Source organism: Sphingomonas flavescens, assembly GCF_030866745.1.
Classification (GTDB): Bacteria; Pseudomonadota; Alphaproteobacteria; order Sphingomonadales; family Sphingomonadaceae; genus Sphingomicrobium; species Sphingomicrobium flavescens.
Genome location: NZ_CP133016.1, coordinates 989640 through 1013843, shown reverse-complemented (window position 1 = coordinate 1013843; position 24204 = coordinate 989640). Strand labels below are relative to the sequence as shown.

Sequence of the window (24204 nt, the reverse complement as noted above, 5' to 3'; positions counted from 1 at the left end):
CCGCTACGCCTACTGACAAAGGAGAAAGCAAGCGATGACCAAGCAGGAACTCGTCCAGCGCATGCAGGAAAACAGCGCGTGGGTGCCCGGCAAGCGCGTGAAGATCGATTTCGGCAGCGAGGGCGTGGCGATGCTCGACGGCGTCGGTAATCAGGTAACCGAGGAAGACGGCGACGCCGACACCACGATCCGCGTCAGCTGGGATGATTGGCAGCAGCTCGCCGCGGGCCAGCTCGACGGCATGACCGCCTTCATGATGGGCAAGCTGAAGGTCGAGGGCGACATGTCCAACGCCATGCAGCTGCAGGGCGTGCTGGCGAAACTGAAGGGCTAGCACGATGGCAACCCGCGCCGCTCCGCCGATCGACAATCGGCCGTGGGTGCGGAATGCCGTGCTTCTACTGGCGGCGGCGCTGCTTGCGACATGCCTGTTCGGCCTGTTCCGCTGGCTGACCGGCCTCGCGCCGCCGACCCCGTGGGTGCACCGGCCGGCGCTCGCCATCCATATGGCGACGATCATCCCGGCCATTCCGCTTGGCGCGTACGTCCTGTTCGTGAAGAAGGGCGGGCCGCGCCACCGGCTGCTCGGCCGCAGCTGGCTCGGCCTGATGCTGACGTCGGCGCTGGCGACAATCTTCATCAAGAACCTCAACCAAGGTCACTTCAGCTGGATCCACCTGCTGACGTTGCTGACCCTGCTGATGGTCCCGCGGGCGTATCTGGCGGCACGGCGGCGCGATTTCGCGACGCATCGCAAGGTCGTGCTCGGACTTTACGTCAGCGCCCTCCTGATTGCCGGGCTGTTCACCTTCCTGCCTGGCCGAACGATGTGGCAGTGGGCGTTCGGCTGAGCTCGCCTCAGGGATTCTGAATCAGGCGGATCAGCGAGCCGTCGGGGTCGATCATGTAGGCGATGTCCAGCCCGGAGGGTTCGCGCCGCGGAGGGTTTAGGCGGGGCTTGCCCTTGGGCTGCTCTGTAATGCCAGCAGCCACACAGATTGCATAGAAAGCGGGCATGTCGTCGAGCCGGAGGCAGGAACCAAACGAGCTCGTTGCCGGGTCGAGGTCGGGGTATGGGAAGAACTCGAGCGTCAGTGCGCCGCGGCGCAGAATCATCCAACTAAGGTCGCGCCAGCTCTCGGTGAAGCCGAGCGCGCCATAGAATCGCGAGGTTGCCTCGAAGTCGCGCGCGGGAAGGTTCGGCGTTGCATGGTCGGCCATGGCAACCTGCTAGCGAGCGCTCCGCGCCTTGACCATCTCAGGGGTCTTTCTATGGCTCCAACCAAGTCGCTCGGTGAAGTTGAAAGTTGGTTCAACTTTGCCTAGCCGAGCGTCCAGGAGGCACGATGCAGAAAATTCATCCCAATGCCGAGGCGGCGCTCGCCGGCGTCCTGTCCGACGGCATGACGATTGCGGCGGGCGGGTTCGGCCTGTGCGGTATTCCAGAACGGCTGATCGACGCGATCCAGGCGAGCGGGGTGAAAGACCTGACCATCGCCTCCAACAATGCCGGCATCGACAATGAAGGCCTCGGCAAGCTGCTGCGCACGCGGCAGGTTAAGAAGATGATCTCCTCCTACGTTGGCGAGAACAAGGAGTTCGAGCGGCAGTTTCTGGCTGGTGAGCTTGAGGTCGAATTTTGCCCGCAGGGCACGCTCGCCGAGCGCATGCGCGCCGGCGGCGCGGGCATTCCCGGCTTCTATACCAAAACCGGCGTCAGCACGCAGGTCGCCGAGGGCAAGGAGGTCAAGGAATTTGATGGCGAGGAATACATTCTCGAGCGCGGCATCCGCGCCGACCTCGCCATCATCAAGGGCTGGAAGGCGGACGAGAGCGGCAACCTCATATTCCGCAAGACCGCGCGCAACTTCAATTTGCCGGCTGCGACGTGCGGCAAGGTCTGCGTCGCCGAGGTAGAAGAGATTGTCCCGGTCAGCAGCCTCGACCCCGACTGCATCCATCTGCCGTCGATTTATGTGAACCGGCTGATCCTCGGCGCGCCGTATGAAAAGAAGATCGAGTTCCGAACCGTGCGCGAAAGGGAGGCCGCCTGATGGCAACGCAGGTGGAGACGAAGGGCTGGACCCGCGACCAGATGGCGGCGCGGGCGGCGCGTGAGCTGCAGGACGGGTTCTACGTCAATCTCGGCATCGGTATCCCGACGCTGGTAGCCAACCACGTGCCGCAGGGCATGACCGTCACCCTGCAAAGCGAAAACGGGATGCTGGGCATCGGGCCGTTTCCGTACGCTGGCGAGGAAGATCCGGACCTCATCAACGCCGGCAAGCAGACGATCAGCGAGCTCGACCAAACCTCCTATTTCGACAGCGCGCAGAGCTTCGCGATGATCCGCGGCGGGCATATCGACCTTGCGGTGCTCGGCGGCATGGAAGTCAGCGAGCACGGCGACCTCGCCAACTGGATGGTGCCCGGCAAGATGATCAAGGGCATGGGCGGCGCGATGGACCTCGTCGCGGGCGTCAAGAAGATCATCGTCGTCATGGAGCATGTGTCGAAAGACGGCAGCCCGAAATTCATCCCTGCCTGTACGCTCCCGCTGACTGGCAAGAACGTCGTCGACATGATCATCACCGACCTCGCGGTGTTCCAGCGCGCCAACCACATGAGCCCGTTCCGATTAGTCGAGCTGGCGCCGGGGGTGACGGCGGAGGAAGTGCGCGAGAAGACGACGGCGGCGTACGACGAATAAGGTTCCTTGCGGCAGGAGATGAGCATGCGCGTGACCTGGATGTTGCTGGCAACGGTCGCGCTGAGCGCCTGTCGCGTGTCGACCGCTCCGGCTAAAAACCAGTCGACGTCCGAAACGCGGACGACCGAGGCGACGCCAACCGCGAAGGTCACCCTCGCTCGGCTCGATTGCGGCAGCATCCACGTCGACGACATGGACAAGTCGTTCGCCGGCGGCGCGGACGTTTATCCGCCGGGGCCGTACAAGCTGACCGACAGTTGCTACCTGATCCGGCACGGTGACCAGACGATGGTGTGGGACACAGGTTTGCCGGACGCGCTGGTCGGGCATCCCTATGTCGAGCCGGGCCAGACCGCGTCGATGAAGCAGTCCCTACTCGATCAACTCAAGGCTGGCGGCGTGGATCCGGCAAGCGTCAGCATCGTCGGCATCAGTCATTATCACGCCGATCACACCGGCCAGGCGCACATCTTCCCCAACGCGAAGCTGCTGATCGGCGCAGCTGATCTCGACGCGCTTAAGGCGAAGTCGGACGACAGCTTCATGCAGATGTCGCAAAAACAAATGGCGCCGTGGCTGACGGGCGGAAAGCCGGTCGAGGCTGTGACGGGCGACAAGGACGTGTTCGGCGACGGCAGCGTGGTAATGCTCGACCTGCCCGGACATACGCCGGGATCACACTCGCTGATGGTCAAGCTGAAGTCGGGGACGGTGCTGCTCAGCGGTGACCTGTATCACGGCACCGCCGCACGCGAGAAGCGCGGGGTGCCGCCGTTCAACACTGACAAGGCGCAGACGTTGAAGTCGATGGACAAGTTCGAGGCGCTGGCGAAGCAGACCGGCGCCAAGGTCATCATTCAGCATGAGCCTGCCGACATCGGAAAGTTACCGGTATTTCCAAAGGCGGCCGAATAATGCGCGCGCTTCTGTCTGTGCAACCAGGCGGTCCTGAGACCCTGCAGTTGACCGAACTTCCTGATCCAGCACCGCAAAAGGGCGAGTTGCTGGTTCGCATCCGTGCTTGCGCGATGAACTTTCCGGACGTGCTGATCATCGAGGACAAGTATCAACTGAAGCCACCGCGGCCGTTTGCCCCGGGCGGGGAGTTTGCCGGCGAAGTCATTGGCGTCGGCGATGGCGTCGAAGGCTGGGCGGTCGGCGACCGACTCATCGCCGCGACGGGCTTTGGTGGATTGGCCGAGCAGATCGTGATCCGCGCGGGGCAAGCGATCCGCTTGCCGGCCGAGCGTTCGTTCGAGGAAGGGTCGGCGCTGCTGCTGACCTACGCGACCGTCATCCATGCGCTCGTTGATCGCGGCCGGCTGCAAGCCGGAGAGACCTTGCTGGTGCTTGGCGCCGCGGGCGGGATCGGGATTGCTTCGATCGAGATCGGCAAGGCCCTCGGTGCGCGCGTGGTCGCGGCGGTTTCGTCCGAGGAAAAGGCGCAGGCGGCGCGCGAGGCGGGTGCCGACACGGCGGTCGTGTATCCCACCGATACGTCCGACCCGAGGGCGCTGTCGCAGCTTTTCAAGGATGCGGTCGGGCCGGACGGCGCACATGTGATTCTGGACCCGGTGGGCGGTGCGTACACGGAGGCGGCGCTGCGCAGCATCGCGTGGGAAGGGCGCTTCCTTGTAGTTGGCTTCCCGGCCGGGATCGCCAAGCTGCCGCTCAACCTGACGCTGCTGAAAAGCTGCGACGTGTGCGGCGTGTTCTGGGGCGCCTTCGCCGCGCGCGATCCCAAGGCCAATGCCGCGCATGTCGCGCAGCTGTTCCGCTGGTGGAACGAAGGCAAGATCGCGCCGAAGATCAGCGCGACCTATACGCTGGAGCGTGCCGGCGAAGCGATCGAGGCGCTTCGTGATCGCAAGGCCGTTGGCAAGTTGGTGGTTACGCTTTGAAGCTTGCCGACTGGCATGGCAGCCGCGTCGTGCAACTCGCATTTTGGGCGGCGGCGGTCTTTGCTTTCGTGATGGCGGTCTTGCCGCACCCGCCGGCGGTGCCCGGTGAGCCGAACGACAAGATTCAGCATATCACGGCCTTTGCAACGCTTGCGCTGCTTGGCAGCTTCGCGTTTCCGCGGGTGACGCTGGTGCGCATGCTGGTCTCGCTGTCGCTGTTCGGCGCCCTGATCGAGGTGGTGCAGGCGATTCCGGCGCTGCACCGGGACAGCGATATCCTCGACTGGCTGGCCGACACGGCGGCCGTCATCGTCGTCCTCCTTGCCGTCCGGCCCTTCTTCACCCGCCGCTAACGTTGCCTAGCGGCGCGCGCTCACCTATCTCGGCGGCCAATCAATCCGAGGGGAACGCATGAGCCAGTTCGACGACCGCGAGCGCGCATTCGAAGCCAAATACGCCCGCGACGAGGAGATGCAGTTTCGCATCACCGCGCGCCGCAACCGACTGCTCGGCGAATGGGCAGCGCGGCAGATGGGTCTGTCGGACGTCGAGGCAGAATCTTATGCGAAGGACGTTGTGCGTTCCGACTTCGAGGAAGCCGGCGATCACGACGTTATCCGCAAGGTGCTGGGAGACCTGACCGCAGCCAATGTCGAAATCGACGAGGACAAGGTCCGCGAGGCGCTGCGTAACAAAGAAATCGAGGCGCGGCGGCAGATCATCGAGGCTACCAACTGATGCCCATGGCGGCGGACGACATCGAGCGGCTGATCAAGACCGCGATCCCCGATGCGGACGTCACCATTCGCGACCTTGCCGGCGACGGCGACCATTATGCGGCGCGCGTCGTTGCGCGCAGCTTTGCAGGAATGACCCGCATCAAGCAGCATCAGGCGGTCTATGCCGCGCTGGGCGGACGGGTCGGGGGCGAGCTTCATGCACTGCAGCTCGAAACAGCAGTGCCGAACGGAGAATGAAACGTGAGTGACGCCCGGGAACGGATTGCCGAGATCGTCGGCAAGGACGACATCGTCCTGTTCATGAAGGGGACCGCGCTGTTCCCGCAATGCGGCTTCTCAAGCCGCGCCATCGCCATCCTCGACCGGCTCGGCGCCAAGTACGAGACGGTGGACGTCCTGCAGGATCCGGAGATCCGTCAGGGCATCAAGGAATATTCGGATTGGCCGACGATCCCTCAGCTCTACGTGAAGGGTGAATTCGTCGGCGGATCGGACATCATGATGGAGATGTTCGAGAGCGGCGAATTGCAGCAGCTGCTTGAAGCCGCATGAGTTCTGACGCCTGAAATGAAGAAGGGGCGGAACAGCTGGACCAGAGAACCGCTGTGCCGCCCCTTCATGGCGTGGAACCAAGTGGACGCGATATATGTAGCAATCGGCGTGCCAAATTGAATTAGTGGCAGATTTCCGCCGTTTTCTTCCGAGCGAAGCAAGGACAGAACAGCACGTGCGTAAAAATTTCCGACAGATTTGCCCGGATTGTACGGCTGTTGGCACTTTGCCGTGCGTGTGCGGTTGGACAGGCCAGTGAGCCGTCACGACCCCGAACCGGTCCGCAGCGGCGGGCCGAAGCTGTTCTGCGACCTGACCCAAAGCTGGTCGGACGTCGGCGGCGGCGTGCGCACCTACCTGCTCCACAAGCGCCGCCATATCCTGGAGCAGACGCCGCACAGCCATTTGATGATCATCCCCGGCGAGCGCGACGAGGTCATCGAGGAGGACCGCGCGATCACCGTGACGATCAAGTCACCGCACGTCCCGGGAAGCCCACATTACCGTTTCATGCTGCGCAACGGGGCCGTCCGGAAAGCGCTGGAACGCTTCAAGCCCGATCTGATCGAGAGCCAGGATGCCTACAACCTGCCCTGGGCGGCCATCGCGCATCGCCGGAAGCATCCCGACACGGCGCTGATCGCGGCGTACATGACCGACTTTCCGACGGTCTACGTCGAACGCCCGTTCGCCAAGTTCGTCGGCCGGCCACTCGCCAATCTCTGCCGCAGCATCTGCTACGCTTATTGCGGCCTGCTCTATCGCCGCTTCGACAATATGTTCGCGCTCAGCGAGAATGGCGGGGCGGCGAAGCTGCGGCAGTTGGGCATCAAGCGCATCGACGTGGTGCCGCTCGGGGTCGAGATTGGCGAGTTCGGCCGCGATCGCCGCAGCCCGGAACTGCGCGCCAAGCTGGGCCTGAGCGACAGCCAGCCGCTGCTGATCTACGTCGGCAGGCTCGATGGCGAGAAGAAGCCCGACGTGGTCGTCGATGCATTCCGCCGTTTGCCCCGCGAACTGGGCGCCAAGCTGGTGCTGCTCGGCGAAGGTCCGCTGCGCAGTGAGATCGCGGCACTAAACGACGACCGCATCCTGATGCCGGGCTATGTGAAGGGCCGAGCCGAGCTGGCGAAGTGGCTGGCGAGTGCGGATATCTATGCTTCCGGCATGGCGGACGAGACCTTCGGCGTTTCGATCATCGAAGCCCAGGCCTCCGGTTTGCCCGTCGTCGGCGTTGCTGCCGGTGCAATGGTGGACCGGGTTACCGAAGCGACCGGCCGACTCGGCCCGGTGTCCGACGGTGCTGCGATGGCGGCGAACATCCTCGAGGTGTGGAATGGCGACCTCGAGACCATGCGCGAAGCGGCTCGGGCGCATGCGCTCCAGTTCAGCTGGGACAGCAGCATGGAAGCCCTGTTCACCCGCGTTTATCCGGCGGCCTTCGAACGGCGGCGGCTGCAGCATAGCGCGACGCCCGGCGCCGTCGTGGCGGCGGCCTGACGGTTCAACGGCGGTTCACGGGCAGGGGGCGACGGTAGGCAGATGGGATGGGGGATCCGCACACCGCTGGGAATGATTGCGCTGCTCGGTGCGGCGTCAGCGTTGATGAGTGCAGCTCCGCCAACGCAGTCCACCGAAAAAACACCCGCAGCGCAAAATTGCGAAGCCCATCGTTTCGAAACGACCATTCAGCTTCAGGGACCAGACGGCAAGCCGCGTTCGTCCAAGGTCAAGATGTGCGGGACCGAGGGGCAGAGCGATGCCGATTGGATCCACACGCTTCAGGACGCGGTGAAGAAGACTTCGCTCAGCGCACAGATGCCATTGGCCGCGAAGGAGCAGATCATCGCTGCGGTGAATGCCGAAATCACGCGGCTGACATCCTCGTCGCTGTCCCTGCCTGGGGGCGTGGACATTTCGAAGATCGCGAAGTCGAATGCGCCGCGTGCGGCGGACGCGGCGCCCTTGTCGCGCGACTTCGGCGCCTTGCCGCCGCTACCAACGGAAACTGCGGTGGCGCCGCCGAACCTGCTCGGCCCCGGTGGCGCGCTCGGCGTCATCCCCCCTCGGCTGACGCTTCGCTGCGCCTTGGCAGGGGATGAAGACCGGCCAACCGATTGCGACACGATCGACAAGGATACGGTGCTGGTGCTGCGCGCGGACGAAGCCTTTCCGCGTGGCGTCGAGATGCGCTTTGCACGGCACGGCGACCAGCGCGCGGAGCTTGAGCTGCCGGCGCTGCGCGTGGGCCAGACGGCAAAGCTCCGCTTGCCCAAAGCGGTATGCAGCGGCGTTGTGCGGAGCCGTGTGGAAATCCAGGCGCTCGGCGCGGGGGCCCCTGCGGGAACGGTCGCGGGCCCGATCGGCGAATACGACCTGCGCTGCTAGCCCGCGGCGGCTCGGCGTGGCAGAGGCGAAGCGTGGAAGCGCCCTACGCCAAGCTTGAGGAACTGGAGCCCGGCATCGCCCGCGTGCTTGCCCACAATCCATCGGCGTTCACTTACTACGGGACGCAAACCTATCTGATCGGCACCCATGAGATCGCGGTCATCGATCCCGGTCCCGATCTGCCCGAGCACATCGACGCGCTGACCAAAGCAATTGGCGGCCGCAAGGTCGCCGCGATCATGTGCACGCATACGCATCGCGACCATAGCCCCGCCTCGCGGCCGCTGGCCGAGCGGACGGGAGCGCTGATCATCGGTTGCGCGCCGTTGGCGCTAGAGACCGCCGGGCCGCGCGCGGATGCTTCGTTCGACGGCGATTATGCACCCGACGACGTCCTCGGCGATGCCGAGGGGCTGGACATCGACGGAGAACGGCTGACGGCTGTCGCGACCCCGGGGCATACGTCCAACCATCTCTGTTTCGCGTATCGCGGCGCCTTGCTGAGCGGCGATCATGTGATGGGCTGGTCGACGACAGTGGTGGTCCCGCCCGACGGCGACATGGCCGACTATATGGCGAGCTTGGAGAAGCTGCGGCAGCGCGAGGATCGCATCTACTATCCCGCGCACGGGCCTGCGGTGACGAAACCGCAGCAATATGTCCGGCACCTCGTCGGCCACCGGATGCAACGCGAGCGGCAGATCCTGGGCCTGATCGGCGGGCAGGCGCGAACAATCCCCGACATTGTCGCGAACGCTTACCCGGGTCTTGACCCACGACTGACGATCGCGGCCGGCGGTTCGGTGCTTGCACATCTCCGGGACCTTGAGCGGCGCGGGCTCGTTGAACAGCAGCAAGACGCATGGACGACCCGCTGAACACATCGACTGCGCGGCCCGCCGATGGCCAGCGACGCGCGCTGATCCTCGGCGGTGTGCTTATTGCGGTGCTGGCTGCACTGGCGATCGTGCTCGTTATCGGCATGCGTCTAGTCGATCGCGTCACGGGCGGGCCGACCCCGCAGACAATTGCCTCCGCCAGCCTGGAATCCATGCGCGCGCAGAATCGGCTCAATGTCTTCGCCGCGCGCTACGTGTCGGTGACAACGTCGACCGTCAGCCGCTTTGGCTTTTCGTCGAAGCGAACCCTAATTCTCCCGGGCGACGTGCGCTACGAGGTCGACCTGTCCAAGCTGCAGCCCGGCGACGTGCGTTGGGACAAGCAGACCAGCACGCTCAGCGTCCGCTTGCCGGAAGTCGAGATTGCGGGACCGGATGTCGATCTGACCGCGGCGCAGGAATATGGCGAGGGCGGCGTCCTTTCGACGCTGACGAATTCGAGCGAACAACTTGACCAGGCCAACCGGGCCAAGGCCGTGGCCGATCTGCGCAAACAGGCGAGCGGTGGCGTTCCCATGCGGCTTGCCCGCGAAGCTGCCCGCCAGGCTGTCGAGCGCAGCTTCGCAATGCCGCTGCAGGCGGCCGGGTTTGCGGATGCAAAGGTGAAGGCGAGCTTCGCCACGGACGGTGTGCCGCTTGGCGGTGAGCGCATCGAACAGAGCCGCAGCTATAACGAGGTTCTGGAAGAGGCCGCGCGTAAGCGCTGAGCCATTGCGGCAAGGCCTCGCGCTTCATATCTCGCGCATGACGGTTCGGAGGGTGATTTGAACGACCAGCCTGCATCACTGAGGGGGCTCGATCTGCTGGGCGAAATCGCGCGGCTTAAGAAAGAGCGCAACGCAGTCATCCTCGCCCATTATTACCAGAAGCCCGAGATCCAGGATTTGGCGGACTTCGTCGGCGACAGCCTCGATCTGTCGCGCAAGGCGGCAGAGACGGACGCGGACGTCATCGCCTTCTGCGGTGTCCGCTTCATGGCCGAGACGGCTAAGATATTGTCGCCCGAGAAGACGGTGATCCTGCCCGACATGGACGCCGGCTGTAGCCTGGAGGACAGCTGTCCGCCGGACCAATTCGCAGCCTTCCGCACAGCGCATCCCGATCACATCGCGCTCACCTACATAAACTGTTCTGCGGCGGTGAAGGCGCTGAGCGACATTATCGTCACCAGCAGCAGCGCGCACATCATCCTCGATCAGATCCCGAAAGATCAGAAGATCATCTTCGGCCCAGATCGGCACCTCGGCGGCTATCTGTCGCGCACTTTGGGCCGCGAAATGCTTTTGTGGCCAGGCATCTGCATCGTTCACCAGGCTTTCAGCGAGACGGAGCTCCTGAAGCTCAAGGCCGAGCATCCGGGCGCGCCGGTTGCGGCGCATCCCGAATGTCCACCGCACATCGTCGATCACGCCGACCTGGTAGGGTCGACCAAGGCGATCCTCGATTTCGCGCTAACCTCCCCGGCCGACACGATCCTCGTCGCGACGGAGCCGCACATCATCCATCAGATGGAGAAGGCGGCGCCGCACAAGACGTTCATCGGCGTCCCCGGGGGCGATGGGAATTGTAACTGCAACATGTGCCCGTACATGGCGCTGAACACGTTGGAGAAGCTCTACGTGTCGTTGCGTGACCTGGAGCCGCGGATCGAGTTGTCGGCGGAGGTCATGAACCGCGCGCGCGTGCCGCTGGAACGCATGCTCGAAATGGCCGGACGAACCGTCGGGCAGGGCGACGTCGGCAAGCCTCTATTGCCGATCGTCGACCATCCGGAAGAAATCGACCCGGCGATCAGCGGCGATTGAGAACTATCGATTAATAGGCCCGCCTGCGCCGATTTACGACGAATTGAGTCCTTGTCTCGCCGCCCCACTGGATGACCGCTAGCTTGCTGATCCCGATCCCCTAGCTTCGGCCTGGGGAATCTGGGGAGGTACCTTGCTCTTTCGCATCGTCTTCGCGGCGGTAGTCGCTGCGGTACCGGCTGCCGGCCAATCGCAATCATTCGCGTCGCAATTTCCAGCACGGATCATCGCTGCGCACAACGCGGAACGCGCCCGTGCCGGCGTTTCGCCATTGATCTGGGATAGCGCCTTGGGCGCAGCGGCGGCGACTTATGCTCAGCAATTGGCGCGAACCTCGCGCTTCGCACATTCAGACCGCAGAGCCCGCCCCGGTGTCGGAGAAAATCTCTGGATGGGGTCGCGCGGAATTTACAGCATCGAGACGATGATTGGGGGCTGGTCGTCGGAAAAGCGCTGGTTCCATGCCGGCGTGTTCCCGAACGTAAGCCGCACCGGGAATTGGGCGGACGTCGGACACTACACGCAGATGATATGGCCAGCGACGACCCGCGTCGGCTGCGCCATCGCATCCACAGCGCTCACGGACTATCTCGTCTGTCGGTACGCAAACAAGGGCAACATCGACGGGCGCCCAGTAGGGTTCGCAAGCCGCTATTTTTCGGACCGGTCGCGCAACGGAACCGTCCGTCAGGCCCTCCGTTAACCGCGCTAGTTACCGTCGTGCGCACGTCTCCGGCGGTGCACGGCTTGTCGATACCATTGCTTCGAGTGGAGTTCGGTTCAGCTTTCACTCGTTAGTCACGCAAAACAGAACAGAAGAGAGAATGACGATGACGAAACTGACGAAGATTTTGGTTGCCGCCTCGGTGCTTGGCACGAGCAATGTGCCAGTGGTTACGCCGGCCCAGGCGCACACGACCTATTATGCGCATCATCATACCTACAAGGGTCAGACCCGCTATGCGCGCAAATATTGCCGCCACTCGTCGGCGACGACCGGTAAGGTTGCCGGCGGCGTTGCCGGTGCGGTGATTGGTAGCAAGGTGCTTGGCGGCGGCCTGCTCGGCGCGGCAGCCGGCGCGGTAGGCGGTGTCGTGGCAGGTGGTGCGGTCGACCGTACGCTGACCAAGGACCGGCGCTGCTATTACCGCTAAGCAGGTGCGGGCAAAGTGCCCGCCTACGCTGAGCGAAAGCAACTGGCGCGGCCGCGGGAGCGCATTCAGGCGCTTGCCGCGGTCGTCGTCGTTCAAGGTGCCATCGCTTTTGCGCTGCTGACCGGGTTGAAAGGCGACTTTCGTCATCCGGTGGACAGCGTGCAACGCCTGGTGGAAATAACGCTGGCCAAACCGCCGCCGCCAGAACCCCAGCCGATCGAGCAGCCTGAACCCGCGAAGCGGCCGGAGTCCGCTGCGCCGCAAACGGCGCCGGCCAAACCTGGTGCATCGCCCGGGCCGAAACCCGCGCACGCGCCGCCGTCCGTAACCCCCGTAGTGGCGGTGAAGCCGACCGCCGCGCCCTCCGGCGGCGGAACGGGCAGCGGACCCGCGGCGGGTGCGGGGACCGGCGGCGGCACCGGTGGTGACGGCTATGGAGGTGGAGGCGGGGGTACCGACCTCGAGCAGATTGCGGGCGAAATTACCCCGCGGGACTACCCCAGGAACCTGCGAGACGCCGGCGTCGGCGGGACCGTGGGTCTGTCCTTCAGGGTCGAGGCGAATGGGCTGGTCAGCCGATGCCGAGTGACCCAATCCAGCGGTGTGCCCGAGCTTGATGCGCTGACCTGCCGGTTGATCATGCAGCGGTTCCGCTACCGGCCCTCAACCGACCGCTACGGCCGCCCGATTGCCGATACTGTAGACGGTGAGCACGAATGGATCCCGCATCGTTAGGAGCGGCGAGATACCGGGGCATCGATGGTCGCTGTCCCGGCGTGATGCTTTTCGAGGTGGCGCTTGATGATCTTCAGGTTGCGGGTGTTCGACCTAAAGAAGAAGTCCGGGATTGCGCCCACCCAGGGAATGAGGCCCAGCAGGAAGTCGACACCGACGTTGCCCGCCATCCGCGTCATCTGGGTCTTCGACATACCGAGATTCTTTGCTTCCCACACGATGTAGGCACCAAGCGCCGCCGCAGCCACGTCTCCGATCCCCGGAATAAGGTCGAGAATGACGTCGAGACCGACGGGTTTGTTGATGCCTGGCACAACGAACATCCGCTCAAGGAGCTTTTCCATCGCCTCCACCCGCTGCCGCACCGATTGCGGGTCGGTGCCCAATTGCGGGATCGGCAAGCGCGGACCTGTATTGTCGACCATCAATTTCTGCCCGGCGGCTGTTGCAGGTCGGTGAGCGTGTGAGCGGCGTAACGGTTCCCGGCGAACCCCTGCACTCGCGCGGAGACCAATGACCATCGAACGGGGGCGGTAATCGGAATGAACAATTGCGCGTCGTCGATCCGGGCTGCGGCCTGGGTCAGCAAGGCATAACGTTGCGCCGGCACCGGGGTCTGCCGGGCGGCATCCATCAATTCGTCCGCTTGCGGATCGCATACCGCAACCGTCGCGCAGCGAAACCGGCGGACGAACCAGGCGGCGGACGTTGAGGGCGCCACCTCATCGACCAGCACGAAATCCGCGTCGCCTTCCTCTTCGGCCCATTTCACCTGGATGCCGAGCGCCCCCCAGTCGCGGGCAATCTCGCGCAGCAATTCCGCGCCGCCTGGGCTCTCGGGTAGCGAGACGTGGATTACCGGTTTCTGCGGGCCTAGCAAGCGATCCGCGTCGGCACGCAGTGCCGCCAATCGGTTGCCGAGCGGCACCCCGAACCACGCCGGCGCGACCGGCGCGGGGACGTCGCTCAGCCCCGGCTCGAGCAGCGTCGCGCGCGCGGTGAGCCCGGGCACGTTCATCCGATCTATGAAATTGCCGCGATCCAGCACTTGCGACAGCAGACGGCGCACCTCAGGTTTATCGAGCGTGCCACCCGATCGCATGGGTACGAGCCCGAAAAGTCCGGACGCCGGGTCGAAACGCAGAGCATTGCGCGGAAGTTTGACCCGTTGCGCGATGGCGAGATCGGCGAAGGTGCCGCCAAGCACGAGGTCGGCCCTACTGTTGGCAAACGCCGCGATCGCCGGGCCGATCGTAGCCGCGGAAAGCGAGACCTGTTCCCGGGTGGCTGGCGCGTCGTCATCGGCGTCGCCGGGCAGGAGCCGCTGAAGCTGCAGGCCCTCCGCGCCGCTCGCCTTGACGGTGAACGGCCCGGTGCCCTCCTTGTCGCGAAGAATCGCGAGCTCGGGCTGTGCCAACAGAGAGAGGAAGTTCGGGCGTGGCGCGACGAGCTGCACTTCGATGACGCGGTCGGTCATCGCAACAACGTCGGCGACGGCACCAAGCGCATCTTTCAGATCGTTGCGGCTGCCCGGCGCCAATTGACGCTTGAGCAGTCGGGCAACTTCCTTGGCGGTAATCTTGCGGCCGTCGGCCCACTGCATGTTGGCCAGGCGAAAGATATAGCTGAGCCCATCGTCGCTGACGTTCCAACGCTCGGCGAGGCCGCCGACGATATTTCCGGCGGCGTCGAAGCGAACGAGACCTTGCGCCACGTTACCCACCAGCACCGCGTCCTGTGGTGACAACGGCCCGCGTGCCGGATCCGCGACCGTGGGCTGCGCATCGCCGATGACGATCGCCTTGATCGTGCCCTCGGGCTGCTGACGACAGCCGGCCGCCCCCAGCATCATGGCTGGCAGAAGCAGCAGGATCGGGACGCGCCGCATAGCAGCGGCTTTAATCGCAATGGGAGGTTCAGCAAGCATCTGGATATATCGCTCGCGCTGTATTACTGAGGTAAGGCAGTTAGTGCGAGTCCGGCGAGGGAAATGAAGCTAGCCGATAATCAGGAGTTCTGGACTCGCAACGGCGTGCCGGTGGAGGAATTGCCCGACCCGTTCGGACTTTCACCCGAGCCAGGCCGCGACGAGCCGGAGGTTGCGCCAAGGAAGCGCCGGCGCTGGCCGATCGTGCTGTACACTGTGGCCGTAATCATGGTCGTGACCTTGATCTGGCTGGTGATTACCGCACCGCTGTCGCGCGCCCTGGAGCCGCTGGCGGACCCCGCAATGTTGATGGTGAGCGACGATGGGCATCCGATTGCGCTGCGCGGCGCGATCAAGGAAGCGCCGGTCGATGTGACCAAGCTCAACCCGCTCACGCCCGCGGCCTTTGTGTCCATCGAGGACCGGCGTTTCTATCGCCACTGGGGCATCGATCCCCGGGGCATCGGCCGGGCGTTCGTGACCAATCTGCGCGGCGGCGGCGTTCGCCAGGGCGGCAGCACGATCACGCAGCAATTGGCGAAAACCAGTTTCCTTTCCGGCGACCGGACCATCAAGCGCAAGGCGCAGGAGGTGATCATCGCCTTCTGGCTTGAGGCATGGCTGACCAAGCAGGAAATCCTGTCCCGCTACCTGTCGAGCGTTTACTTCGGCGATGGCGTCTACGGCCTCCGTGCCGCCTCCCATCATTATTTCAACCGCGACCCCGAGCGGCTGACGCTCGCTCAGTCGGCGATGCTTGCGGGGATGGTCCAGGCGCCGTCGCGGCTCGCGCCTACGCAACATCTTGCCGCAGCGCAGAAGCGGAGCCGCCTAGTGCTCGGTGCCATGGCCGATACCGGCGCGATCAGCGCACCGCGCGCCGAATCGACGGTAATGGCCCGGCCGGTTGCGCAGGAAGCCAAGTTGCCGGCGGGAACTTACTTCGCCGACTGGGTCGCGCCGTCCGCGGCTCAGGCGTTCGAATCCGATTTCGGTGAGGTGAAAGTCCGTACGACGCTCGATCGCGACCTGCAGCGGCTGGCGGTGCGGGCGATTACCCGCGCGCCGCTCGGCGATGCGCAGGCCGCACTGGTCGCCATGCGTCCGGACGGCCGGGTGGTGGCCATGGTTGGTGGCAAGAATTACGCGGCGTCGCCGTTCAACCGGGTCACGCAAGCCAGGCGCCAACCCGGGTCCGCTTTCAAATTGTTCGTCTACCTCGCAGCGATGCGCGCGGGTTGGACGCCGGACAGCCTGATCGATGACGCACCGATCACGATTGGCGGCTGGACGCCGGTCAACAGCGATCGTGTCTATCGCGGGAAGATCACTTTGCGCGAAGCCTTCGCCCGGTCCAGCAACGCCGCCACGGTCCGTCTGTCGGAAGCGGTCGGTCGCAACAACGTCATTCGCGCTGCCAGGGATCTGGGGATTACGACGCCGCTGCCGGACCGCCCGAGCTTGCCGCTGGGCACGGCGGGCGTGAGTTTGCTCGAGCTGACGTCGGCTTATGCGGCGGTCGCCAGCGGGCGCTATCCGATTGTGCCCCAAGGCCTTCCCGACGAGCAGCCTGTCGAAGGCCTCAAAGCCTTTTTCCGTTCCGATGGTTCTCTCAGCCGGAACCGTGACTGGTCGCCGATGCTCGACCTGCTTTACGCCGCCGCCAACAACGGCACGGGCAGGCGCGCGGCGCTTGCCGTACCCACGTTCGGCAAAACCGGCACTACCCAGGAAAACCGCGACGCCGTGTTCATCGGGTTCGCCGGTAACCTGGTCGTCGGGGTATGGGTCGGCCGTGACGACAACAAGTCGCTGGGCAAGATCAGTGGCGGCACGGTGCCGGCCGACATCTGGCGCAGCTTCATGACCTCCGCGCTGGCCGTCGATGGAACGCGTGGTCCGCCGCTTCCCATCGCGTTCAATCGCCCGGAGCCGGTAAGATTGCCGGCCAGCAAAAGTCCGCTGCCGCCCGAATGGAGTGACGGCACGAAGGCATTGCGCGATCTCGCCAAGCAATTGGACGAAATATTCGGCGGGCGTTGAGTGGCTTGCGTGAAGGGTCGGCTTAGCGGCAAATACCTAAGTGTGGCACCGGACAGCGTTTTCGTCGTTTGAGCGAATGATGAGGTGGACGCTCGGGGCTGTTCTACTCCTGACGGCGATGTCGGCGGACGCATCATCGCGCCGTCCCATTCTCTATGATCCTGTCGCACTGAACATCGGCGTCGGCTGTCAGTGGCAGGCGGAGTGCATCGTCCGTCAGCGAACGGCCATGGCCAGCGCGCTCACCTACGTGGCACGGAAAAAGCCGCCACAGGCCCTGGTGCACCTGTGCAACCGAAATGCCTCCCGCGGTGGCGGGCGGGTGGACTGGGTTGGGTACGATCATTGCATTCGCAATCCCAAACTGAAGCGTCGCGTCCGCTGAAGCGCTGCTGACAACCTGCGCAAAGCAGGGCAGAAAGCAAAAGCCGGTTAGCAATGACGGTTAGGGGGGAGGCGCGGAAATCGTGTCTGGGCAGGCACTGGCCCTCATCATTTTGACGGGCGCGCAGGGCGCGGCGGCGACCATGCCCGCCGACCCGGACTCCATCGTCATCACCGGTGAGCGGGCCCGCCGTAGCCTGAAGGAAACATCGTCGAGCGTCGCGGTTCTCACGACGCGCGACATTACCGCAGCATCGGCCGATCGCGTGACCGACATGCTCCAGCTAGTTCCCAACGTTCAGCTTGGTGGCGGAAGCGAGGGTCCCAGCATCCGGGGGCAGGACACGACTGGCGCGCTGCAGGCGTTACCGGCATTCCTGGGTGGCAACCGCCCGCGAACGACGGTGATCGTCGACGGTCGCCGAACGACCTACAATGAATTCGTCTTTAGCACGGTGCCAGCATGGGACCTCGATCGAATCGAAGTGTTCAGGAGCCCGCAGGCGACGACGCAGGGCCAGAATTCCATTGCCGGTGCAATCTTCGTGTACACGAAAGATCCGCGCTTTGAGCCGGAGGGCGCGCTACGGGCGAGTCTTGGCAATTTCCGGATGCGCCAAGTGTCGGCGGCAATAAACGTGCCGCTGTCCAGCGAGATTGCCCTGCGGGCCGCTGGCGATTTCCGCTACGCGCGGACAACCAGCACGATCACCGACCGGATCGAGGGCGGCGATCCAAACCATGATGTTTATGGGGTGGCCCGCGCCAAGCTGCTCGTGCAGCCACGAGCGCTGCCGGACACCCGACTGCTGATCACCTACACGCACAACCAGTCGCAAAAGCCGCAATTGCTCGGCCTCACGTCCCCATTCCGTGAGCGTCGTGACGTGTCCGGCCAATATGGCACCTTCCGCATCAACGTTGACGCAGTCACGGCCAATATCAGTCAACAACTCGCGCGAACCTTGCGGGCAAGTGTCACGCTCACCGGCGGCCACAGCGCCGCGCGGCGACTGGCGCCGGCGCATTTCGGCGAGGCACTGAACAAGGGACGCGACTGGTCGGCGGAAGCGGTCGTCAACTGGGTTTCCGGCGATAATTCGGCGGTACTGGGCATCAGCCGGACGCATGTCAGGCTGCAGCAGACAATCGACTTGTCCCTGCTCGACGGGTCGATGGGACGCTTCCGTGATTGGCAGAAGTCATTTGGTCTGTTCGGGGAAGCCAGCATCCGCGTCATGCCGCGCCTGACACTCACCGCGGGTATTCGCCGTCAGCAGGACCGGCAAGAGCGCGACGGCGTGCTCGCGACCAACTTCGGCGCGATCCCGCTCAACTATGACCGCACCTTCCGCGCTTGGCTGCCCAAGGCGTCCATTGCCTATGATCTAACGCCGGACGTTCGCGCCGGCGTGCTGGTGCAGCGCGCGTACAATCCTGGCGGAACGACCTTGCGGTTCGACATCGCGCGGCCAGACGAGTTCGAAGCCGAGCGATTGTGGGACTATGAGATGTTTGTCCGCGCGAGACTGGGCGCGGGCATCAGCGCGAACGCCAATTTTTTCTATTATGACATGCACAATGCGCAGCGGCTGAAAGCGATTGCGATCCGCACGCCGTTGGGACGCCGGGTTGGTTTCGCCGACCTTTTCAATGCGCCCAAAGCGCGAAGCTATGGTGCGGAGGCGGAGCTGTCGTGGCGGGTCAGTCCGCAACTGTCGGCAAGCGTGTCGGGCGGATACTTGCACACGCGGTTGATCGACGCGGGCTCCGATTATCCCGAGTTCAGCGGGAACGAGTTTGCACGCTCGCCGCACATTAGCGGTGCGGTGGACGTGGACTGGAAAGCGACACCGCGCCTGCGCGTGTCGGGGCAGCTTCGCTATCGATCGGCCTATTTCGGGGACGAGGTCAATTCGGACCTGGTTCGCGTTCCCGGCGCCGCGCTGGTCAACGCGCGGGCGGAATATGCGGTCGGCAAGGCGACGGTGTTCGGTTACGCGCGAAATCTGTTCGACAAGTTCGTCCTGATCGACCGCTCGGGCAATGACAGCGCGGTTGCCGAGGCGCCGCGAGAAGTCGGCATCGGCGTGGAGACCCGCTTCTAGAGCCCTGCGATCGGATAGTCTGGCCGAATGCCGCGCTTCATCCAGTAAGCGGTGAGGCCTAGCCCGTCCGCAAGCGCTCCAAAACGCACATCCGCACGGAGCGGCTCAGTCGGGGGAACGAAAAGAAATGGGACAAAGGCCCAAGCCGTGCTGCTTCCATTGCGTTTGTCGGGCGAGCTCTTGCCATTGATGTTGTAAGCAAACAGGAGCTTGGCGGTTTCGAACGCGGCGTCGACCTGCCCAAGGGCTGGAAGACAGAGCAGCGCTTGGCGCGCAAAATCGCGCGGTGCTCTCCTGACAGCCTCGAGGTTGGCTCTGCGAGCAATTTCGATCTTCGCGGGCGTCGGATCGTCCAAGGCTTCCAGCGACGTGCGCCAAAGAGCGGCAGATGCCGGCGGATACAGCGGACTCACGTCCCTAGTCTCCAGCATCGCGAAGGCGGCCTTCGCTCTGTTGGTAAAGGCGAAAATCGTGAAGCGGGCAAAGCGTACGCCCCGGTGTTCAGGCCATACCCCCAACGCACGGTCTATGATCCGGTCTGCTTCGGCGGTGCGGTTGTTGATCCAAAGGAGCTGCGCCAATGGAAAATTGCATGCCGCCGACAGTGGCGCGATCGCCGTGGCCCGCTGCACAATTGCTAACGCCTCGTGGCTGCGCCCCACCGACTGCAGCAAGTCCCACAGGTGCCGCATGGCGAAGATGTTGTTTGGAGATGCGGCCAGAACCTGCCGCAGCCGATCCTCCGTCTGCAGAAGATCCAGCGTGCTGCGCTGAAGCAGAATTTGCGCAAGCTTTGCCGAAGGGTCGGTAGGATCGAGGCTCAAGGAGACTTTGGCGGCCTCAGCCGCCGCGCCGCTCTGATCTTCCTCATTCCTCGACAGATTGTTGCGGTCGCCGAGACCTACCGCCAGTGCATAAGCGAGCCGCCCCTGGGCAGCGGCGCTTGTCGGTTGCAGGTCAACGGCCTCTTGGAAGAGCTTCGCAGCCTTGCCGTCTCCGGGGTTATACGCAAGCGCGTCATCCCCCTTTCGCATCAGCTCGCTGAAGTGACCTTGGCTGCGACGGGTCGTGGTCCAGACCGCGACCCCCGCCACCCCGGCCAAGCCTAGGGTGGCTGCCCCAACCATGGCATTGCGTCGGGAAATTCGGGGCGTGGAGCCCGACGGTAACGCCTTTTCCGCAATCAGATTGTCGACGATGTCGCCTGTGACGCGGTACCCGGTCCGCGGAATTGTCTCGATCTCGAAGGAGCCTGGCGCCGTTTCCGACGCGATTTTCCGCACGCGCGCAATGGCTCGATTGAGGCTGTCATCACCAACGATGGAACCACCCCACGCTTGATCGAACAAGTCGTTCCGGGTGACCACGCTGCCCCGGGCGTCGAGCAGCAGCAGAAATACCTTCATGACGATGGGCTCGAGATGCGCGCTTCCTGCCGGACCTTCGACCAGTCTGCGCCCGGGACTGACGCGCAACGGTCTGGCATGAAAATCCGCGCGACCTGCCAAATCGACCAACTTCAACACCCGAAGAGCAGCCCCACCGTTCGCGTCAGGACATCATCAGAAGATCATCAGACAATGATCATCGCACATCGTTCGCAACGTTTCTACGCGCAAAGACCAAGGGCAAGGAACGGGGACCGGGCAGATGTTCCGACTTACACGCGGGGCGGCACTTACTGGGCTTGCAGTGGCCCTTGCCGCTTGTGGCGGTGGCGGCGGGACTGTTGCGACCGTCTCCACAGTGCCGCCAGCCCCAGCACCAGCACCGTCGCCCCCAACCTCTACGCCGCCGGTGACCATATTCGCGGCACCCGTCCCCGGGGAATATGTATCGGTCGGGGCATCGACCAGCGACAATCTGAGCCGGAGCACGAGCGCGCGGATCCAATCAATCTCACTTTCCGAAGCCGATTTGCCGCGCATCCGCTACTCTTCTGCCGGATATTACGAAATCCAGATGCCTGGCCGCGAATGGGATCGCCTGACGCACTATAAAGGCATCGGCAATCCCGACTCCGGTAACAACTACTTCCAGCCGGCCAGCGTGCCGATGAATTATGGCTACCTGGTCATCTCGAAGGCACGTGACTCGGGCTACAAATATTCCGAACTGGGCACGTGGGGTAACCTGAACCTCAGCCTGGAAGGTGGTTATGGCGCGGTCGCCTTCGGCGTTCCGACGCCCGCTGGTGCGGTCCCGGTCAGTGGTTCGGCGACGTACTCGGGGAAAATCTCCGGCACGACCGACGTGCTGGAATACGATAATCTTTACGGTGGGACTTTTTCCCACGGGGCTGGCGGAACGGTGTCGCTCGTCTTCGACTTTCGCGCGGCAAGTCTCTCAGGCTTGATGGATCTGATGATCGACGGCGGCATGAATCCGGTGCCGGTCGGGACCTATCGATTTCGAGACACCGTCTTCGGCGCCGGAGCGACGACCTACTCGGGGAAATTCGAGACCAACCTGCCAGGGGCGGCGAACTTTCTGGGCCGCTTCACCGGTCCCAACGCCGAGGAGACTATTGGTGCATGGACGGTACCGTTCGTCGAGCCGGCGACGGGTCAGGTTCACACGGCGATCGGGGCCTGGATTGCCAAGCGCCCCTAGTGTCGATGAAGCGGATGAGCGTTTTCGCTGGAGCCGTGCTTGCCGCGGGAGGCCCGATGCCCCTCGCGGCTGAAGGTGCTCCGAGCGAGCAAACGATAGTGCGCGTCAGCGCGGCGCAACTTTTCGTCATCGCGGAGTCAGCGGCGACCAAGGGCGATACAGCGACCGCCGTCCGGGCCTATGAAGCGCTGGTTCAGGACCCTTCGCAGGAAGTCCGGCTGGAAGCCCGGTTCAGGCTTGCGCTGATTGAGGGCAAGCGCGGGAATCTCACGCGCGCGGCGATGCTGCTGCGGCAGGTCGTCGACAGCCGCCCCGATGCCGTCCGAGTACGGCTCGAGCTGGCGGGCGTGCTCGACCGGATGGGTGACAAGGACGGGGCGTGGCGCCAGGTGCGCGCGATCCGCGCCGGCGCGCTGCCGCCCGAAGTTACGCGGCTCGTCGATCGCTATTCGGAGGCGCTTCGCGCGCAGCGGCCTGCCGGCACCAGCATCGAACTCGCTTTGGCGCCGGACAGTAATATCAATCGCGCCACGCGATCGGACCGGCTGGGAACGATCCTGGGCGACTTTGAAATTGCTGATGACGGCAAGGCGCGCTCAGGCACGGGCCTCGCGATCAACGCCCAAACCTATCGCCGCTTGCCGGTAAGCGACGACATCAGCCTGCTGATCCGGGCCACCGGCATCGCCAACCTCTACAAGGAAGCGCGATTCAACGACATCGCGGCGGACGTTGCGGCCGGCCCGGAATTCAACTGGAAGCGTGACCGTCTGCAGATGGAGCTCGGTGCTACCCAGCGCTGGTACGGGCAAAGGCCGTTCCTGCGCTCCGCCCGCATCGGCGCGACCCTGTCTCATCAGGCTGGCAGCCGGACCATGTTGCGCTTGAGCGGCGCGGCGAGCCTGATCGATAACCGGCAGAGCCATCGCCAAGACGGCCGCGGCTATTCCGCGCAGGTTGGCATCGAGCACGCGCTGACCCCTACGATGGGATTCGCCCTCAGCCTTGGCGGTGACCGTCAAAGCCTCAAGGAGCCCGCTTACTCGACCACGGGCTGGCGCGCGGGTGTCGTCGGCTGGCGCGACCTGGGGAGGATTACGCTAACGCTGGGCGCGGAAGTCGGCAGGCTCAAGGCCGACCAGCGCCTGGCGCTTCTGCCGGGACGGCGAGAGGATAGGTACTCGCGCTTCTCGCTCGGGGCAACGTTCCGGCAGCTTGCTTTTCGCGGCTTCGCCCCACTCCTGCGCGTGTCGCGCGAGCGCAACCGCAGTACCGTCGCTTTTTACGACTATCGCCGGACCCGAACCGAGTTCGGCGTGTCGCGCGCTTTCTAAAGCCCGCGCTCCGGCGCGGGGGGCGGTGGAGGCGGCGGCGGCGGCGGCGCTGGACAGGCTGCCGTGGCGTCGATCACCGAGCCGTCGGGGCAAGTTTGCGTGGCCGGAGGCGGCGGTGGTGCGGGGGGCGGTGGCGGCGGTGGGGGCGCTGCAACGATCCCCAAATTGTACCGCATGCTGAACAAGACGCTGTGCGACTGGAACTGCCCGCGCAGCCGATATGGAGCGATGCCCGGGCAGGTGGTGACGCAGAAGTCGCCGAAGTTCAGGTTGGCGGTTCGAAAATACCGATATTTCACCCCGACATCGAAATTGGCGGACACCGGCGCACGCAGTTCGGCGAGCCCCTGGAAGGCGATCGCCCGATCGGAACTGGTGAAGTTGAGGGCGCGCTGCTGGGCACCAGGCCGGCACGATAGCGCGCGCGGATCGCACCGACGCCGGCGCCGATCGATCCATTGACCCCGTCGCTTGGCCCGAGATCGACGAGCGCATTGATCATTCCGCTCCAGAATGAGCCGCGGCCCGTGGCATTGACGCGCGTCGGAAGATTGGGCGTCGAGACTCCCCAGAGCGCGGCCGGATCGAGAAACGCATCTTTCAGCGAGGCGCGCTTGTAGCCGAGTTCACCCTCGATGCGGAGCATGCCGAAGTCGTACCCGAATACGCCGTCGACATCGTAGCCGACCTTGTGCCGCAAGCGAACGCCGTCGCCGACCGACAGATTTGCGCTGGTGTAGCGAAGGTCGAAGGTCCGGGGCTTCATGATCCCTGCGTCAACGCCGACGTATGGCAGTCCATCGCGCGCCGCGGCCGGTGCCGCCACGCCGGCAATCAGCGCCGCTCCCAAAACCAGCTTACGCATCGCTTTCCCCTTGTTCTATTTGCTCGACTGTGGACGAAACCGCGGT

Annotated in this window: 29 protein-coding genes; 23 read left to right on the top strand and 6 right to left on the bottom strand. The window is 64.3% G+C overall.

Going from position 1 to position 24204, the window contains the following annotated elements:
- Positions 1-34: 34 nt before the first annotated feature.
- Both QU596_RS05170 and QU596_RS05165 read left to right on the top strand, forming a co-directional pair.
- Positions 35-334, top strand: coding sequence for an SCP2 sterol-binding domain-containing protein (locus QU596_RS05170; RefSeq protein ID WP_308517572.1), 300 nt, complete (start codon positions 35-37; stop codon positions 332-334).
- A 4-nt stretch (positions 335-338) separates the two neighbouring features.
- Positions 339-851: a DUF2306 domain-containing protein gene (locus QU596_RS05165; protein WP_308517571.1), complete on the top strand. Its 513-nt coding sequence runs from the start codon at positions 339-341 to the stop codon at positions 849-851.
- Between the two features lie 7 nt (positions 852-858).
- On the opposite strand, the gene QU596_RS05160 is transcribed toward QU596_RS05165, so the two are convergent.
- Positions 859-1221 (bottom strand): bleomycin resistance protein, encoded by a 363-nt coding sequence (locus tag QU596_RS05160; protein ID WP_308517570.1) that lies wholly within the window; start codon positions 1219-1221, stop codon positions 859-861.
- Between the two features lie 125 nt (positions 1222-1346).
- Here QU596_RS05160 and QU596_RS05155 point away from each other — a divergent pair, with 125 nt between their 5' ends.
- From QU596_RS05155 to QU596_RS05080, 16 genes are all read left to right on the top strand, one after another.
- Entirely contained in the window at positions 1347-2054 is a 708-nt protein-coding gene (locus QU596_RS05155) for a CoA transferase subunit A (protein ID WP_308517569.1), read from the top strand.
- Complete coding sequence (locus QU596_RS05150) at positions 2054-2710, top strand: CoA transferase subunit B (protein WP_308517568.1); 657 nt, start codon at positions 2054-2056, stop codon at positions 2708-2710. The genes QU596_RS05155 and QU596_RS05150 overlap by 1 nt, the downstream gene beginning before the upstream one ends.
- 24 nt (positions 2711-2734) lie before the next feature.
- On the top strand, positions 2735-3625 hold the full coding sequence (locus QU596_RS05145) for an N-acyl homoserine lactonase family protein (protein ID WP_308517567.1): 891 nt from the start codon (positions 2735-2737) through the stop codon (positions 3623-3625).
- Positions 3625-4611: an NADPH:quinone oxidoreductase family protein gene (locus QU596_RS05140; RefSeq protein WP_308517566.1), complete on the top strand. Its 987-nt coding sequence runs from the start codon at positions 3625-3627 to the stop codon at positions 4609-4611. Before QU596_RS05145 ends, QU596_RS05140 begins: the two co-directional genes overlap by 1 nt.
- Positions 4608-4964, top strand: a complete 357-nt coding sequence (locus tag QU596_RS05135) for a VanZ family protein (protein ID WP_308517565.1) — start codon at positions 4608-4610, stop codon at positions 4962-4964. The genes QU596_RS05140 and QU596_RS05135 overlap by 4 nt, the downstream gene beginning before the upstream one ends.
- Positions 4965-5022: 58 nt before the next feature.
- Positions 5023-5349 carry a DUF1476 domain-containing protein gene (locus tag QU596_RS05130; protein WP_308517564.1) on the top strand — a complete coding sequence of 109 codons (327 nt, stop codon included), beginning with the start codon at positions 5023-5025 and terminating at the stop codon, positions 5347-5349.
- Entirely contained in the window at positions 5349-5588 is a 240-nt protein-coding gene (locus QU596_RS05125; protein ID WP_308517563.1) for a BolA family transcriptional regulator, read from the top strand. Before QU596_RS05130 ends, QU596_RS05125 begins: the two co-directional genes overlap by 1 nt.
- A 63-nt stretch (positions 5589-5651) precedes the next feature.
- A complete protein-coding gene (grxD, locus tag QU596_RS05120; protein WP_420030959.1) occupies positions 5652-5903 on the top strand; it encodes a Grx4 family monothiol glutaredoxin in 252 nt (83 codons plus the stop codon).
- 255 nt (positions 5904-6158) lie between these two features.
- The gene (locus QU596_RS05115; protein ID WP_308517561.1) at positions 6159-7403 is read left to right on the top strand and encodes a glycosyltransferase; all 1245 of its coding nucleotides are present in this window, start codon (positions 6159-6161) and stop codon (positions 7401-7403) included.
- A 42-nt stretch (positions 7404-7445) separates the two neighbouring features.
- Positions 7446-8291 (top strand): hypothetical protein, encoded by an 846-nt coding sequence (locus tag QU596_RS05110; protein WP_308517560.1) that lies wholly within the window; start codon positions 7446-7448, stop codon positions 8289-8291.
- A 32-nt stretch (positions 8292-8323) separates the two neighbouring features.
- The gene (locus QU596_RS05105) at positions 8324-9169 is read left to right on the top strand and encodes an MBL fold metallo-hydrolase (RefSeq protein WP_308517559.1); all 846 of its coding nucleotides are present in this window, start codon (positions 8324-8326) and stop codon (positions 9167-9169) included.
- Complete coding sequence (locus tag QU596_RS05100) at positions 9154-9897, top strand: DUF4230 domain-containing protein (RefSeq protein WP_308517558.1); 744 nt, start codon at positions 9154-9156, stop codon at positions 9895-9897. The genes QU596_RS05105 and QU596_RS05100 overlap by 16 nt, the downstream gene beginning before the upstream one ends.
- Before the next feature lie 57 nt (positions 9898-9954).
- Positions 9955-10995, top strand: coding sequence for a quinolinate synthase NadA (nadA, locus tag QU596_RS05095; protein WP_308517557.1), 1041 nt, complete (start codon positions 9955-9957; stop codon positions 10993-10995).
- Between the two features lie 133 nt (positions 10996-11128).
- Positions 11129-11698, top strand: coding sequence for a CAP domain-containing protein (locus QU596_RS05090; protein WP_308517556.1), 570 nt, complete (start codon positions 11129-11131; stop codon positions 11696-11698).
- 127 nt (positions 11699-11825) lie between these two features.
- Positions 11826-12149 carry a hypothetical protein gene (locus tag QU596_RS05085; protein WP_308517555.1) on the top strand — a complete coding sequence of 108 codons (324 nt, stop codon included), beginning with the start codon at positions 11826-11828 and terminating at the stop codon, positions 12147-12149.
- Positions 12150-12164: 15 nt separating this feature from the next.
- On the top strand, positions 12165-12884 hold the full coding sequence (locus QU596_RS05080) for a TonB family protein (RefSeq protein ID WP_308517554.1): 720 nt from the start codon (positions 12165-12167) through the stop codon (positions 12882-12884).
- On the opposite strand, the gene QU596_RS05075 is transcribed toward QU596_RS05080, so the two are convergent.
- Together QU596_RS05075 and QU596_RS05070 are read right to left on the bottom strand one after the other, a co-directional pair.
- Entirely contained in the window at positions 12881-13309 is a 429-nt protein-coding gene (locus QU596_RS05075) for a DUF4112 domain-containing protein (protein WP_308517553.1), read from the bottom strand. The genes QU596_RS05080 and QU596_RS05075 overlap by 4 nt on opposite strands.
- Positions 13309-14772, bottom strand: a complete 1464-nt coding sequence (locus QU596_RS05070) for an ABC transporter substrate-binding protein (RefSeq protein WP_308517552.1) — start codon at positions 14770-14772, stop codon at positions 13309-13311. The genes QU596_RS05075 and QU596_RS05070 overlap by 1 nt, the downstream gene beginning before the upstream one ends.
- Before the next feature lie 102 nt (positions 14773-14874).
- On the opposite strand from QU596_RS05070, the gene QU596_RS05065 reads away from it, so the two are divergent.
- The 3 genes from QU596_RS05065 (at position 14875) to QU596_RS05055 (ending at position 19346) form a co-directional block, all read left to right on the top strand.
- The gene (locus QU596_RS05065; RefSeq protein ID WP_308517551.1) at positions 14875-16854 is read left to right on the top strand and encodes a transglycosylase domain-containing protein; all 1980 of its coding nucleotides are present in this window, start codon (positions 14875-14877) and stop codon (positions 16852-16854) included.
- Positions 16855-16930: 76 nt separating this feature from the next.
- A complete protein-coding gene (locus QU596_RS05060) occupies positions 16931-17239 on the top strand; it encodes a hypothetical protein (protein ID WP_308517550.1) in 309 nt (102 codons plus the stop codon).
- Between the two features lie 82 nt (positions 17240-17321).
- Positions 17322-19346 carry a TonB-dependent receptor gene (locus QU596_RS05055; RefSeq protein WP_308517549.1) on the top strand — a complete coding sequence of 675 codons (2025 nt, stop codon included), beginning with the start codon at positions 17322-17324 and terminating at the stop codon, positions 19344-19346.
- Here the strand turns inward: QU596_RS05055 and QU596_RS05050 are convergent.
- Entirely contained in the window at positions 19343-20752 is a 1410-nt protein-coding gene (locus QU596_RS05050) for a winged helix-turn-helix domain-containing protein (RefSeq protein WP_420030944.1), read from the bottom strand. The genes QU596_RS05055 and QU596_RS05050 overlap by 4 nt on opposite strands.
- A 391-nt stretch (positions 20753-21143) precedes the next feature.
- Here QU596_RS05050 and QU596_RS05045 point away from each other — a divergent pair, with 391 nt between their 5' ends.
- Positions 21144-21959 (top strand): HupA family protein, encoded by an 816-nt coding sequence (locus QU596_RS05045; RefSeq protein WP_308517547.1) that lies wholly within the window; start codon positions 21144-21146, stop codon positions 21957-21959.
- Between the two features lie 14 nt (positions 21960-21973).
- A complete protein-coding gene (locus tag QU596_RS05040) occupies positions 21974-23293 on the top strand; it encodes a surface lipoprotein assembly modifier (protein ID WP_308517546.1) in 1320 nt (439 codons plus the stop codon).
- On the opposite strand, the gene QU596_RS05035 is transcribed toward QU596_RS05040, so the two are convergent.
- The gene (locus QU596_RS05035; protein ID WP_308517545.1) at positions 23290-23616 is read right to left on the bottom strand and encodes a hypothetical protein; all 327 of its coding nucleotides are present in this window, start codon (positions 23614-23616) and stop codon (positions 23290-23292) included. The genes QU596_RS05040 and QU596_RS05035 overlap by 4 nt on opposite strands.
- Entirely contained in the window at positions 23589-24158 is a 570-nt protein-coding gene (locus QU596_RS05030; protein ID WP_308517544.1) for a hypothetical protein, read from the bottom strand. The genes QU596_RS05035 and QU596_RS05030 overlap by 28 nt, the downstream gene beginning before the upstream one ends.
- Between the last annotated feature and the right edge of the window lie 46 nt (positions 24159-24204).